General features: G+C 73.0%; 12 protein-coding genes, 1 tRNA gene and 1 pseudogene. 8 read left to right on the plus strand and 6 right to left on the minus strand.

Translation table 11 applies throughout. The features are described 5' to 3' along the window. The first annotated feature begins 14 nt into the window (after nucleotides 1–14). Nucleotides 15–854 carry an IclR family transcriptional regulator gene (locus NH287_RS00745; protein WP_374209347.1) on the plus strand — a complete coding sequence of 280 codons (840 nt, stop codon included), beginning with the start codon at nucleotides 15–17 and terminating at the stop codon, nucleotides 852–854. Between the two features lie 288 nt (nucleotides 855–1,142). On the opposite strand, the gene NH287_RS00750 is transcribed toward NH287_RS00745, so the two are convergent. Next, complete coding sequence (locus NH287_RS00750; protein WP_253034071.1) at nucleotides 1,143–1,943, minus strand: substrate-binding domain-containing protein; 801 nt, start codon at nucleotides 1,941–1,943, stop codon at nucleotides 1,143–1,145. On the opposite strand from NH287_RS00750, the pseudogene NH287_RS00755 reads away from it, so the two are divergent. From NH287_RS00755 to NH287_RS00775, 5 genes and pseudogenes are all read left to right on the plus strand, one after another. Next, a pseudogene (locus NH287_RS00755) lies at nucleotides 1,915–2,310 on the plus strand (carbohydrate ABC transporter permease); the annotation flags it as partial. The gene NH287_RS00750 and the pseudogene NH287_RS00755 sit on opposite strands and share 29 nt — an antisense overlap. Next, nucleotides 2,307–4,196, plus strand: coding sequence for a glycogen debranching N-terminal domain-containing protein (locus tag NH287_RS00760; protein ID WP_253034072.1), 1,890 nt, complete (start codon nucleotides 2,307–2,309; stop codon nucleotides 4,194–4,196). The pseudogene NH287_RS00755 and the gene NH287_RS00760, both read left to right, overlap by 4 nt. Nucleotides 4,197–4,250: 54 nt before the next feature. Next, the gene (nhaA, locus tag NH287_RS00765) at nucleotides 4,251–6,083 is read left to right on the plus strand and encodes a Na+/H+ antiporter NhaA (RefSeq protein ID WP_253034073.1); all 1,833 of its coding nucleotides are present in this window, start codon (nucleotides 4,251–4,253) and stop codon (nucleotides 6,081–6,083) included. 10 nt (nucleotides 6,084–6,093) lie between these two features. Continuing rightward, on the plus strand, nucleotides 6,094–7,740 hold the full coding sequence (locus NH287_RS00770) for a cyclic nucleotide-binding domain-containing thioredoxin-disulfide reductase (protein ID WP_253034074.1): 1,647 nt from the start codon (nucleotides 6,094–6,096) through the stop codon (nucleotides 7,738–7,740). Nucleotides 7,741–7,754: 14 nt separating this feature from the next. After that, a complete protein-coding gene (locus NH287_RS00775) occupies nucleotides 7,755–8,099 on the plus strand; it encodes a UBP-type zinc finger domain-containing protein (RefSeq protein ID WP_064001646.1) in 345 nt (114 codons plus the stop codon). A 16-nt stretch (nucleotides 8,100–8,115) separates the two neighbouring features. On the opposite strand, the gene NH287_RS00780 is transcribed toward NH287_RS00775, so the two are convergent. Together NH287_RS00780 and NH287_RS00785 are read right to left on the minus strand one after the other, a co-directional pair. After that, nucleotides 8,116–8,592, minus strand: coding sequence for a YbaK/EbsC family protein (locus tag NH287_RS00780; protein ID WP_253034075.1), 477 nt, complete (start codon nucleotides 8,590–8,592; stop codon nucleotides 8,116–8,118). A 4-nt stretch (nucleotides 8,593–8,596) separates the two neighbouring features. After that, complete coding sequence (locus NH287_RS00785; protein ID WP_253034076.1) at nucleotides 8,597–9,400, minus strand: methyltransferase domain-containing protein; 804 nt, start codon at nucleotides 9,398–9,400, stop codon at nucleotides 8,597–8,599. Between the two features lie 109 nt (nucleotides 9,401–9,509). Between NH287_RS00785 and NH287_RS00790 the strand changes: the two genes are divergently transcribed. Together NH287_RS00790 and NH287_RS00795 are read left to right on the plus strand one after the other, a co-directional pair. Further along, complete coding sequence (locus tag NH287_RS00790; protein WP_253034077.1) at nucleotides 9,510–10,583, plus strand: Glu/Leu/Phe/Val dehydrogenase family protein; 1,074 nt, start codon at nucleotides 9,510–9,512, stop codon at nucleotides 10,581–10,583. A gap of 71 nt (nucleotides 10,584–10,654) precedes the next feature. Next, nucleotides 10,655–10,903, plus strand: coding sequence for a hypothetical protein (locus tag NH287_RS00795; RefSeq protein ID WP_253034078.1), 249 nt, complete (start codon nucleotides 10,655–10,657; stop codon nucleotides 10,901–10,903). On the opposite strand, the gene NH287_RS00800 is transcribed toward NH287_RS00795, so the two are convergent. The 3 genes from NH287_RS00800 to NH287_RS00810 form a co-directional block, all read right to left on the minus strand. Continuing rightward, nucleotides 10,892–10,967: transfer RNA gene (locus NH287_RS00800), tRNA-Ala, on the minus strand. The genes NH287_RS00795 and NH287_RS00800 overlap by 12 nt on opposite strands. Before the next feature lie 54 nt (nucleotides 10,968–11,021). Next, a complete protein-coding gene (locus NH287_RS00805) occupies nucleotides 11,022–12,017 on the minus strand; it encodes a large exoprotein (protein ID WP_253034079.1) in 996 nt (331 codons plus the stop codon). Between the two features lie 72 nt (nucleotides 12,018–12,089). Beyond that, nucleotides 12,090–12,710, minus strand: coding sequence for a GNAT family N-acetyltransferase (locus NH287_RS00810; protein WP_253034080.1), 621 nt, complete (start codon nucleotides 12,708–12,710; stop codon nucleotides 12,090–12,092). Nucleotides 12,711–12,723 lie beyond the last annotated feature (13 nt).

The following is a 12,723-nucleotide window of genomic DNA, read 5'->3' on the forward strand; positions in this document are numbered from 1 at the left end:
GCGCGTGGCATCCTGTGTCTGTGATCCCAGACAAGCCGCGGGCGCCGATCCCAGACAAGCCACGGGCGCCGATCCCAGACAAGCCGCCGACCCCGCACAAGCCGCAGGTCCCCGCCGCGGATCAGACGCTCCGCATCCTGAGCTTCCTGGCGCACCAGCGCGGGCCGGTGGCGGCGCAGACGATCGCGAGCCATCTCGGCATCCCGCGGTCGAGCATCTACCACCTGCTCGCGGCGATGACCGCGCACGGGTTCGTCGTGCACCTCGAGGGCGACCGGCGCTGGGGACTCGGCACCGCCGCGTTCGAGCTCGCCGGCGGGTACGCGCGGCAGGAGCCCCTCGCCCGCCTCGGCCGACCGATCGTCGCGCAGCTTGCCGACCGCGCCGGCGAGAGTGCGCACCTCGCCGTCATGACGGGCCGCGACGTCCTCTACATCGTCGAGGAGCGCGCACCGCGACGGCCCACGCTCATCACCGACGTCGGCGTGCGCCTCCCCGCGCACCTCACCGCGACGGGGCGCGCGATGCTCGCCGCCCTCCCCCGCGAGCAGGTCCGCGCATTGTTCCCGGATGCGGCATCCCTCTCCCCCCAGCGCACGGGTCGTGGACCCGGCCGCCCTGCCGAACTGCGCGAACTGCTGCGGCACACCCGCGCCGCCGGGCACGCGAGCGAGGACGGCGAGGTGACGCTCGGCTTCCGCTCGGTCGGCGTCGCCGTCCGGGACCACGCGGACTGGCCCGCCGCCGCCCTCGCCATCACCTGGCCTGACGGTGCCGCCGCCGACCCCGAGCACCTCGCGACCCTCGCCGCCGAGGCGGCCGCCGAGCTCTCCCGCCGCATCGGGCGGCGGTAACCGCCGCCCGCTCCCCCGCCCGGCCCGGCATCAACCGAGGACAGATCCTCCCAACTGGCCGGACCCACCGCTATCCCCGCCCCCACAGACCGATCCTCCGCGGTAGGTGCCGCCACGTCCGTCTGATCACCGCCCCAGCCGGCGCCGTCCGTCCGGACTCCCTCACTTCTCTGCTCGGCTACAACCGCGGAGAAATCGGTGCGGGTGGGCCGAACCCGTCCGGAATCCGATGCCGGCGCGCGAAAACTCCTCGGCTGGTGCCGGGCAAGCCGGTAGCGCGCCCGCGCCTCAGCGGACGACGAGGCGCGGCTGGACCAGCACGTGCCCCTCGCCGTCCCCCGCGGCGCGGCGCTCGATGCGGCCACCGCTGCCCATCAGCAGGTCGAGGGTGCCCGCGGCGACCAGCTCGGGCAGCTGCTCGACGCTCGACAGGCCCAGGGCCTCGACCGCGGGGGTGTTGTCGAACCCGATGATGAGCACGTCCGGCCGCTGCGCCGCGACGGCGGCGACGTGCGCGCCGACGGCGAGGGTGTCGCTCGCACACACGATCGCGTCGACTGCCGTCGTCGCCAGCAACTCCGCGACCTGCTCCCGCGCCTGGGCGACCCGCTCCTCCGCCGACAGGCGCAGGTCGGGGCGGGCACCGGCATCCGTCATCGCCTCGCGCCACCCCCGCTCCCGGTCATCACCCGTCGGCGACCCCGCGGGCCAGCCGAGGAACGCGACGCGCGGTCCGACGGTGAGGGCGTGCTCGGTCGCGGCGCGCGTGCCCGAGGCGCCGTCGACGTCCACCCAGAGGTGCGCGCTGTCCTCGGGCGAGGCGACGTCCCACGGGCGGCCGAACGAAACGAACGGCACGCCGCGCTCGGTCAGCCACGCCAGCCGGCGGTCGCCGTACCGCGTGCCGGTCACGACGACGGCCTCGACGTCGCCGGCGTCGACCAGCTCCGACATCCGCCGGATCTCCTCGTCCTGATCGGATGCCGCGTACACGAGCACCCGCAGGCCGCGGTCGCCGGCGCGCTCGGTCAGCGCGTGCACGAAGCGGTCGAGCACGACGCTCGTCGACGCGGCGGGGGTGTTCATCATGAAGAACTTCTTCGAGTCGATCCCGCCATCCGTCGAGGAACAGGCGCGCATCGACGGGGCCGGCACGTTCCGGGTGTACTGGTCGGTCGTCCTGCCGATGGCGCGCCCCGCGCTCATCACGATCGTGATCCTCTCGTTCCAGGGATCATGGAATGAGCTGACCCACTTCATCGTGTCGGTGCAGGACCCGGACCTGTTCACCCTCACCCGCGGGGTGGCGAGCCTGTCGTCCGGTCAGCTGAGCCAGGGCACGCAGTACCCGTTGAAGCTCGCGGCCGCGGCGCTCATGACGATCCCCGTCGCCGTCGTCTTCTTCATCTTCCAGAAGCGCATCATGAACACCTCCGAAGGAGCAGTCAAGGGATGACCGCAGGCCTCCAGCCCTTCCTGTCCGACGCCGTCGTGGCCCTCCGCGCCCCCACCCAGGTGTGGTCGCGGGCCGACGGCGAGCTCGGCAGCGGCGCGATCGACGGCGTCTTCCACGGCGACACCCGGTTCGTCCGCGCGACCCGGGTGCGCTACGGGACGGATGCCGCGACGCACGCGCCGGAATGGATCTCACGGTCGGCGAATGAGGCATCCGACCTGCGCTTCGAAGCGCTGCTGCGACGCCTGGACGACCGCACGCCCGACCCGAAGATCCGGCTGACGCGGCGCCGCATCGTCGCGGACGGCCGGGTGACGGAGGAGTTCACGCTCGTCTCGCACCTCGACGAGCGGGTGCCGCTCGTCCTCGAGGTCGCCGTCACCCCCGACGCGACCTCGATGCAGGACGTCAAGTCGGGAGCCGCGCCGGCCGCGGCGGTCGACCGCGCCCTCGCGGGCGACGCCGTCGAGATCACGGCCGGGGACGCGTCGATGCGGCTGTCGGCTCCCGGAGCGGAGGTCGCGGCATCCGAGGACGACATCGTCCTCACCTGGCACCTGGAGTGCCCGCCGCGGGCCCGGATGACCGTCTCGTGGCGCCTCGACCTCGACGACCCGTCGCTCGTCGTGCGCGGGACGTCGCGCGCTGCCGGCTGGGTGGTGCCCGAGGCCCCGGGCGCCGATCCCCGCCTGCACCGCTGGCTGCGGCAGGCCCTCGACGACCTCGATGCCCTGCGACTGACGCTTCCCGGCAGCGCAGACGAGTTCTTCGCCGCCGGCGCGCCCTGGTTCTTCGCGCTCTTCGGGCGCGACTCGCTGTGGGCGGCACGGCTGTTCCTGCCCGTGGACCGGGGCATGGCGGCATCCACTCTGCGCGTCCTCGGTCGCCTGCAGGGCAGCACGGCCGACCCAGAGACGGCCGAGGAACCCGGCAAGATCGCGCACGAGCTGCGGGCCGGCACGCTCACGATGCCCGGCGAGGGCATCTCGCTGCCGCCGCTCTACTACGGCACGGTCGACGCGACCCCGCTGTGGGTGACGCTCCTCGCCGAGGCGCACGCCGCCGGGATGCCGGTGGCCGACGTGCGGGATCTGCTCCCGACGATGCACGACGCGCTCGACTGGATGATCGCCGCAGCCAACGCCGACGGCTTCCTCGACTACGTCGACGAGACCGGCCACGGCCTCTCCAACCAGGGGTGGAAGGACTCCGGCGACTCGATCCAATGGCGAGACGGTTCCCTCGCCGCCGGGCCGATCGCCCTCTCCGAAGTGCAGGGCTACGCCTACGAGGCGGCGGTGAAGGCCGCCGACCTGCTCGACGCGCTGGAGGAGGACGGGGCTGAGCGGCTGCGCGCCTGGGCGGCGGAGCTGCGCACACGGTTCCGCGATCGCTTCTGGGTCGAGACGCCCGAGGGCCGCTACCCCGCGATCGCGCTGGATCGCGACGGCCGTCCGGTGGACACGCTGACCTCGAACGCCGGACACCTGCTGGGCACCGGCATCCTCGACCCGGAAGAGGAACGCGCCGTCGCCGATCTGCTCGTCGGACCGTCGATGTCGTCCGGTTTCGGCCTGCGGACCATGTCGACGGATGCCGGTGGCTACTGGCCGCTCAGCTATCACGGCGGGAGTGTGTGGGCGCACGACACGGCCATCGTCGCGCGCGGCATGGCGGAGGCCGGACTGCACCGGCACGCCGCCGTGCTCGTCGACGGAATGCTCGCCGCCGCCGAGGCGTTCGGGTACCGCATGCCGGAGCTGCACGCCGGCGACGCCGCGAGCGACGTCACCGTGCCGGCCCCGTATCCGGCGGCGTGCCGACCGCAGGCGTGGTCGGCGGCAGCGGCCGTCGTGTGTCACGAGATCGTCACGCGCACCGGCTGACAGCTCCCCCGGCTCGGGTGGAGACTGAGGTCCGACTCGAACCCCGGAGGATGCATGGCGCGCAAGCTCGCCTCGATCGCGGACCACATCGGCAGGATGGGACGCGCCCGGACGGGCGCACTGCTGCTGCTCATCGCGACGGCCGCCGCCATCGTGTGGGCCAACCTGTCGTCCGGCACCTACCACGGCTTCTGGGAGACGCACCTGTCGATCCGGCTCGGTGACATCCGACTCGACTTCACGCTGCACGCGCTCGTGAACGACGCCCTGATGGCGATCTTCTTCTTCACGGTCGGCCTCGAGGTGCGGCGCGAGTTCGCGATCGGCGAGCTGACCAGCTGGTCGCGCGCCGTCGTGCCCGTCGTCGCCGCCGTCGCCGGCCTCGCCCTGCCCGCGCTGCTGTTCGTCCTCATCGCCGGCCCCACGGGGAACGCGGATGCCTGGGGCGTCGTCATCTCGACCGACACCGCCTTCCTCGTCGGCGCCCTCGCGCTCATCGGGCCGCGGGGGTCGGGGCGCCTGCGCGTGTTCCTGCTCGCCCTGGCCGTCGTCGACGACATCGGGGCGCTCAGCATCATCGCCCTCGTCTACACCGACACCTTCACCCCGATGCCGCTGCTCGTCGCCGCCGTCGGCCTCGTCGGGATCTACTTCGTCCGGTACCTCCGCCGCGGGCGCGGGCCGATCTACGCGACCCTCGCGATCGTCGTGTGGCTCGCCTTCCTCGCCTCGGGCGTGCATCCGACGCTCGCCGGTGTCGCCATCGCGCTGCTCGTCCCCGTCTACCGCCCCGACCGCCGCGACGTCGAGCACGCGCTCGAGCTCGCCCGCACCTTCCCGCAGTCGCCGAGCACCGAGTACGCCCGCGCGGCGGCGAACAGCCTCCGCGAGTCGATCTCGATCAACGAGCGGCTGCAGACCGCGTACGCGCCGTACGTCGCCTACGTGATCCTGCCGCTGTTCGCGCTCGCGAACGCGGGCGTGACGCTCAGCCCCGAGATCCTCGCAGCGGCCGCGATGTCGCCGCTCACCTGGGGCATCGTCGTCGGCCTCGTCGTCGGCAAGTTCGCCGGCATCTGGGGGTCGACCGCCGTCCTGAAAGCCCTCCGCATCGGCGACTTCGGTCCCGGGCTCTCGCTCGACCGCATCGCGGGCGGCGCGGCCCTCGCCGGCATCGGCTTCACCATCTCGCTGTTCATCATCGACCTCGCGATCGAGGACCCCGACGCGCAGAACGAGGCGCGCGTGGGGGTGCTCGCGGCATCCGTCCTGGCCTTCGCCCTCGGCGCACTGGTCTTCCGCGTCGCGGATGCGCGCCACCCCGAGGAGGAGGTCGGGCAGACCCTCGTCCGCCCGGTCGACCCGCGGCGCGATCACATCTTCGGCCCTCTCGACGCGCCCTACGAGATCGTCGAGTACGGCGACTTCCAGTGCGGCTTCTGCCTCAAGGCGTCGGGGTCGATCCAGGAGGTCATGGCCGAGCTCGGCCCGAACCTGCGCTACGTGTGGCGGCACGCGCCGCTCACCGAGCAGCACCCCAACGCGCTCGCGGGCGCCGAGGCGTCGGAGGCGGCGGCGAAGCAGGGCAAGTTCTTCGAGTTCGAGCGGGGCCTGTTCGCCGACCAGGACAACCAGCTGCCCTCCGACATCGTGCGGCTGGCTGTCACGCTGGGGCTCGACGTGCCGCGGTTCGAACGCGACCTGACGGCGCCGGACGTCGCGAGCCGCGTCCGCGACGACATGTTCGACGCCGAGGCGATGAACATCCGCTCGGTGCCGACCTTCTTCGTGAACGGCCGCCGGCACACCGGACCGTACGACGCGCAGTCGCTCATCCGCGCCGTGCAATCGAACGCCGACGAGCCGGTCGCACCGGCGGGTCGGTAGGTTGATCGGCATGGCCGAAGAAACCGCTCCCACCGCGATGGACGCCATGATGTCGCCCGACCTGTCGGACGCGCACTGGCGCCGACTGATCGCGGCAGCCGTCCCGCAGGACGTCGAGGTCGGCGACTACGTCTTCCGCACCGGCGAGGCGGGATACGACCTGATCTTCGTCGAGAGCGGCGAGGTCGAGATCGTCCGCGACGCCCTCCGATGGGTCGGCGAAGCGGTGATCACGACGGTCGGTCCCGGTCGGTTCGCCGGCGAGCTCGGCATCCTCAACGGTCAGAGCGCGTTCCTGTCGGCGCGGGTGACGCAGGCGGGTCGCGTGCACCGGCTCTCGCGCGCCGCCCTGCGCGAGATCATGAGCGAGGACGACGAGCTCTGCGACGTGATCCTGCACGCGCTGTGGGCCCGACGGGAATCCCTGCGCACGGGTCCGGCCGCGATGACCCTGAAATTCGTCGGGACGACGACCTCGAACGACTTCCTGTCGCTCCGGCGCTTCGCCGAACGTCTCGACCTCGTCCACAAGGCGGTGGCCGTCGCCCCCGACGACCTCGCGACCCTCGACGGGCACGACATGGCACTTGACGACCTTCCGGTCGCCTACGTCCAGGGCGAGCCGATCCCCCGCGCCACCCCCGGCCTCGTCGCCGAGCGCCTCGGACTCAGCTACCAGGCCGAGTCCGACGAGATCGTGGACCTCGTCGTCGTGGGCGGCGGGCCCGCGGGACTGGCCGCCGCGATCTACGGCGCCTCCGAGGGCCTCAGCACGGTCCTCCTCGACGCCGTCGCCCCGGGCGGGCAGGCGGCATCCACGTCGCGCATCGAGAACTTCCTCGGGTTCCCCTTCGGTGTGAGCGGCGGCGACCTCATCGGGCAGGCGGTGCTGCAGGCGCTGAAGTTCGGCGTGCGGGTGTACGCACCGTGCGAGGCGGTCGCCCTCGACCAGGTCGGTGCGGACCTTCTCGATGTGACCCTCGCCGACGGCCGCGTGATCCGCGCGCGGAGCGCGATCGTCACCTCCGGCGCCGCGTACCGGCGCCTGGCCCTCGACCGGTGGGAGGACTTCGAGCGCTCGGGCGTCTACTACGCCGCGACACCCCTCGAGCTCCGGCAGGTGCAGGGCAAGCCGGTGGTCGTGGTCGGCGGAGCGAACTCGGCGGGTCAGGCGGCCCTCTACCTCGCCGCGCACGGGTCGCCGGTGCACCTCGTCGTGCGCGGTGGCGACCTGCGCGCGCGCATGTCGAGCTACCTCGCCGACCGGCTGGCCGAGGATCCGCGCGTGCGGGTGCACACGGCATCCCACGTCACCGGACTCGACGGCGGCGAGACGCTCGAATCGGTCACGATCGACTCGGCCGGCGCGGTCGATGCCCGCGGCCTGTTCTGCTTCATCGGGGCGGACCCGGCCACCTCGTGGCTGCCGACGCTCGATCGCGACACCGACGGCTTCATCCGCACCGGGACCGACGTCGCCGTGCAGTCCATCGCGCAGTGGCGGGACCTCGGGCGGGAGCCGTTGCCGTTCGAGACGTCGGCACCGCGGGTGTTCGCGGCCGGCGACGTCCGCCGCGGATCCATGAAGCGCGTCGCCGCCGCGGTCGGCGAGGGGTCGAGCGCCGTCGCCTCCGTCCACCGCGCCCTCGCCTACTGACCGGAAGGAACCGGATGAGCTCCGACATCGACACCAACGCCGCCCCGTCGGGGAGCGGCTGCCGGGAGTGCGACGAGCACGAGGGCTTCTGGGTGCACCTGCGCCGCTGCGCGTCGTGCGGGCACGTGGGATGCTGCGACACGTCGCCCGGGCAGCACGCGACGGCGCACTTCCGCGAGACCGGGCACCGGCTCGTGCAGAGCTTCGAGCCCGGCGAGGACTGGTACTGGGACTACGTCGACGAGGCGATGTTCGAGGGTCCCGAGTTGGCGCCGCCGACCAGCCACCCCGCCGATCAACCCTCCCCCGGGCCCCGCGGCCGCGTGCCGCTGAACTGGCGCGAGCTCATCCACACGTGAGGGTGACGGCCGGTCCTCAGACGACGGAGACGACCCGGCCGCCGGTGAGGCGCACGAGCTCGTCGAACGTCATCGGGAAGACCGTGTGCGGGGTGCCGCCGGCCGCCCAGATCTGCGGGTAGCGGGCGAGGTCCTCGTCGACGAGGGTCTCGAGCGGCGCGGGGTGCCCGGTGGGTGCGACGCCGCCGATGGCTTGGCCGGTCGCCTCGCGCACCTGATCGGGCGTCGCCCGGCTGATCCTCCCTCGCCCGAGGCGCGCGGCGAGGGCGGCGGTGTCGACGCGGTGGGCGCCGCTGGTCATGACGAGCAGGGGCGCACCGTCGCACTGGAACACGAGGCTGTTGGCGATCGCGCCGACCTCGACGCCGAGGGCGGCGGCGGCGAGCGCCGCGGTGGAAGCGGCGTCGGGCAGGACGACGATCTCCCCCGGGATGCCGGCGGCCCGCGGGGCGTCGTGCACGAGGCGGCTGCGCGCGCTGAGGTGGTCGGTCACGGGGTCAGCCTCTCGCCAGGATCTCGCCGTGGGGCATGAGCAGCCAGCCGTCCTCGGACGCGGCCCACTCGCGCCACCCCGCCGAGATGCGTTCGAGGTCGGCACGGTCGGCGATGCCCTGCTCGAGCGCGTGGTCGGCGTACGAGGAGTGCAGGGCGCGGTCGGCCCACGACCCGCCCCACCAGGCCCGCTGCTCGTCGGTCTCGAACAGCCAGGTCGACGCGCTCACGGCGACGTCGGCGAACCCGGCCGCGCGCGCCCACGCCTTGAGGCGTCGTCCCGCCGACGGCTCACCGCCGTTGGTGCGCCCCATCCGCAGCAGCAGGTCGAGCCAGTCGTCGAGCGCGGGGATGTGGGGGTGGATGATGATGCCCGCGTAGTCGACCTCGCGCGCGGCGACGAGCCCGTCCGGCCCCGCGACGCGACGGAACTCGCGCAGGGCGTCGACGGGACGTGCGAGGTGCTGCAGCAGCTGGTGCGTGTGCACGATGTCGAAGGATCCGTCTGCGGCGTCGAGGCGGTAGGCGTCGGCGGTCGCGAAGGTGACGTTCGTGACGCCCTCGGCCGCGGCATGGGCCTGCGCCTGGGCGACGACGTCGGCCGACGCGTCGACGCCGACGACCCGGCCGGGGGCGAGGCGACGCGCCAGGTCGACGGTGATCGTGCCCGGGCCCGCGCCGACGTCAAGGAGCGAGGCGCCGGGCCGCAGGTGCGGCAGCAGGTACCCGACCGAGTTCTCCGCCGTCCGCCAGGTGTGCGCCCGCAGCACGCTCTCGTGGTGGCCGTGGGAGTACCGCTCGGTCTGCATGGTCGACAGCCTAGGCGTCGAGCGATATGCGAGGCAGAATGATGACGGATGCCGCACATCGGCGGCATCCGCACCGCAGCGCCCACAAGGCCCGCCGAGAAGGAATGCAATGACGCACACCCTGCCCCTGCCCGATCTCACCCACGAACGCGTGGAGGTGATCACGGGTCGGCGCAGCGGACTCGTCGTCACCGTCGCCCTGCACTCCTCGGCGCTCGGCCCCGCCCTCGGCGGCGCCCGCCTGTGGCGTTACCCGCACTGGTCCGATGCGATGGGCGACGCGCTGCGGCTGTCGGCCGCGATGACGCTCAAGAACGCGACTGCGGGGCTGGATGCCGGGGGCGGCAAGTCGGTCATCGCGCTGCGCGAAGGCGACGCCCTCGACGCCGAGCGTCGACGCGCGGCCTTCCTCGACCTCGGCGACGCCGTCGAGTCCTTCGGCGGCCTGTACCGGACGGCGGAGGACGTGGGCTCGACGACGGAGGACATGCTCGTCGTCAGCGAGCGCACGGCGCACGTCGTGGGCCTGCCCGACTCGGTCGGCGGCTCGGGCGAGCCTGCCGGTCCCACGAGCCGCGGCGTGTACGCCGCCCTTCGCGCGACGCTCGAACGCGTCGCGGGGTCCCCCGAGGTGGCCGGCCGCCGCATCACGATCTCGGGCCTCGGCCAGGTGGGCAGCCGGCTCGCCGTGCGCCTGTCGGGCGAGGGCGCGCTCCTCACGGTCACCGACGTGAACCCGGCGAAGATGTCGCTCGCGGCGGAGCTCGGCGCGACGTGGGTCGAGCCCGGCACCGAGCACCTCGTGCCGGCGGACGTGTTCGTCCCGGCCGGCATCGGCGGCGTCCTGGACGACGACGTCATCGACGCGCTCGCGGCGAAGGCCGTCTGCGGACCCGCGAACAACCCGCTCGCCGACCGCTCGGGCGCCGCACGCCTGGCCGACCGCGGCATCCTCTACGCCCCCGACTTCGTCGCGAACGCCGGCGGCGTCATCTACCTCGACGTCGAGGCGCGGACGCCCGGTCACCGCGACGAGATCGCGACCCGCATCGACGGTATCGGCGACACCCTGCGCCGGCTGTTCGACGACGCCGCCGCACGCGGGGTCACCCCGCTCGACGCGGCCGAGGCCTACGCGGCCGAGCGGCTGGCTGCCGGCAGGCGCGAGCCCGCGGCGGTCTGACGGCGGGCGGCGGCATCGCGACGATCGACTGGCAGTCGACCGCGTGCGGCGACCCCGCGGCCGACGTCGCGATGACGCGGCTGCTGTTCACCGAGGCCGAGCTCTTCCCCGGCGCCTCGCGTGCGCAGCTGCTCGTCTACGGGGCGGCGCGGGGGCGATTGGGACGGATGTACCTCTCGAAGTACCTGTCCGTCACGGGGATGACCACGGCGCGCCGCCGAGCTGGACGCCGCGCGCGCAGCCGTCCGCCTGCCGGACTGAGAGCGCCAGAGACAGCGAAAGACCCCCGCGAGCGGGGGTCTTTCCGGTGGTGGACCTGAGGGGATTCGAACCCCTGACCTCTTCATTGCGAACGAAGCGCGCTACCAACTGCGCCACAGGCCCGGAAGCCTCAACATTACCACGACCGAACGGGCCGCTCGAACGCGAGGCGGGGTCTCACTGCCCCGATGCGCGGCGTGCGAGCAGCTCCCGCACGTGCGCCTCGATGCGGTCGTCGTCGGCCGGTCCGGCGAAGGCGACCTCGGCCGCACGGGTGCGACGGACGGTGTCGATCGACGGCGGCGCGGCCTGCGCGGCACGCTCGCGCATCGCCTCTTCGACGGCCGCTTGACGCAACGCCTCACGCGCCTCGGACGCGTCGAGCACGGCCGCGGCGCGGGAGCCCGCCGAGGCGGTGAGCGGTCGCGGAAGGGTGCGCGGCGTCCACTCCGCGCGGTCGGACTCGAGTGCGACGTCCTGCACGGCGCCCGGCGCACGCACGACCTCGGCGGGGAGGACGCGGGATGCCGCGCGTCGCGCGACGGTGTTCATGCGCGCGAGCACGAGCAGACTCGACGCCGCGACGACGGCTCCGACGGCGAGCAGGGTCCACCCGGCGCCGATCGCGCCGAGGTAACTCCCGACACCGGCCGCGACGACGGCCAGGATGCCCAGGATGGTCGCGGTCAGCCGCACGCGACGACGTGCGCGCGCACGCCGTGCCGCCGGCAGCGCTCGGGCCGCAGCGGCCTCCGCGATGGCACGCTCGCGGGCGATGGCGGCATCCGCTCGGGCTTTCTCGCGTGCCGCCTCGGCGTCGGCGACCGCACGACGACGGTCGGCCTTCGCGAGCTCGCGGTCGAGCGCGGCCTGCGCCTTCGCGGCAGCCAGTTCGGCGCGTGCGGCCTCGAGGCCGACGCTCTCCTGCTCGGCCTGCACACGACGCGCGAGGCGCTGCTGTGCGAGCGCGGTGCGCGCGTTGAGCTCGAGGCGCACCTCGCCGGGGGTCTCGCTCGTCTCGGCGAGGACACGGAGAGCCTGGTTCAGACGCACGGCGTTCCGTTCGGCAGCCTGGTACTGGTACCGGCTGTGCCACGAGGGCAGGAGGTACAACAGCCACAAGAGGACGGCAACGAGGACGATCACCCCGCCACCCATCACCTGCTCACCCATGCCGCTCACCGTATGTCGCCGGAGCGGTGCGGCCCGGCATCCGCTGGGCGTGTCTGAACTTCTGGTTGAGGGTTAACGGTCTGACGGAGGGATGGATGCCGCTTCCTGCGGCGCGCGCCCCGCCAACCACCGGTTGAGGACGCCCTCCCGGACCTCTTCGCGCACGAGCGCGAACGCGTAGTGGTCGCGCCACTCGCCGTCGATGTGGATGTAGCGCCGCCGCAGCCCCTCGTAGCGGAAGCCGAGCTTCTGCACGACCCGCAGGCTCTTGGCGTTTTCGGGGCGGATGCAGATCTCCATCCGGTGCAGACGCAGGTCCTCGAAGCAGACGTCCGTCGCGAGCGCGACCGAGGTCGGCGTGATGCCCTTGCCGGCGAAGCGCTCACTCACCCAGTACCCGATCGTCGCCGACGACAGCGACCCGCGGGCGATCCCCCACACGTTCAACTGCCCGGCGATCTCGCCGTCGTACTCCATGACGAAGGGCACACCGGTTCCGTCGCGGTACTGCTGCAGCAACCGGCGCACCCCGCTGCGCATGTCGAGCGAGATCGGACCGTCGGGGCTCGTCGCCTCCCACTGCCGCAGCCACGACCGGTTCTGCACGAGCTCGGTCTGCAACGTCTTCGCGTCACGCGGTCGCACGAGCCGGATCGAGATCGGGCCGTGCGCTCGCACGACCGGCCCGTCCATGCCCATCAGTGAC

Source organism: Microbacterium sp. CnD16-F (genome assembly GCF_024124465.1).
Lineage (GTDB): Bacteria > Actinomycetota > Actinomycetes > Actinomycetales > Microbacteriaceae > Microbacterium > Microbacterium gawkjiense.

Bases quoted from the DNA above. Each gene is read 5' to 3' on its own strand.
- NH287_RS00785 (WP_253034076.1), bottom strand. From the start codon at position 9,400: ATGCAGACCGAGCGGTACTCCCACGGCCACCACGAGAGCGTGCTGCGG.
- NH287_RS00770 (WP_253034074.1), top strand. From the start codon at position 6,094: ATGGCCGAAGAAACCGCTCCCACCGCGATGGACGCCATGATGTCGCCC.
- NH287_RS00760 (WP_253034072.1), top strand. From the start codon at position 2,307: ATGACCGCAGGCCTCCAGCCCTTCCTGTCCGACGCCGTCGTGGCCCTC.
- NH287_RS00795 (WP_253034078.1), top strand. From the start codon at position 10,655: ATGACGCGGCTGCTGTTCACCGAGGCCGAGCTCTTCCCCGGCGCCTCG.
- NH287_RS00775 (WP_064001646.1), top strand. From the start codon at position 7,755: ATGAGCTCCGACATCGACACCAACGCCGCCCCGTCGGGGAGCGGCTGC.
- nhaA (WP_253034073.1), top strand. From the start codon at position 4,251: ATGGCGCGCAAGCTCGCCTCGATCGCGGACCACATCGGCAGGATGGGA.
- NH287_RS00805 (WP_253034079.1), bottom strand. From the start codon at position 12,017: ATGGGTGAGCAGGTGATGGGTGGCGGGGTGATCGTCCTCGTTGCCGTC.
- NH287_RS00790 (WP_253034077.1), top strand. From the start codon at position 9,510: ATGACGCACACCCTGCCCCTGCCCGATCTCACCCACGAACGCGTGGAG.
- NH287_RS00750 (WP_253034071.1), bottom strand. From the start codon at position 1,943: ATGATGAACACCCCCGCCGCGTCGACGAGCGTCGTGCTCGACCGCTTC.
- NH287_RS00810 (WP_253034080.1), bottom strand. From the start codon at position 12,710: ATGGACGGGCCGGTCGTGCGAGCGCACGGCCCGATCTCGATCCGGCTC.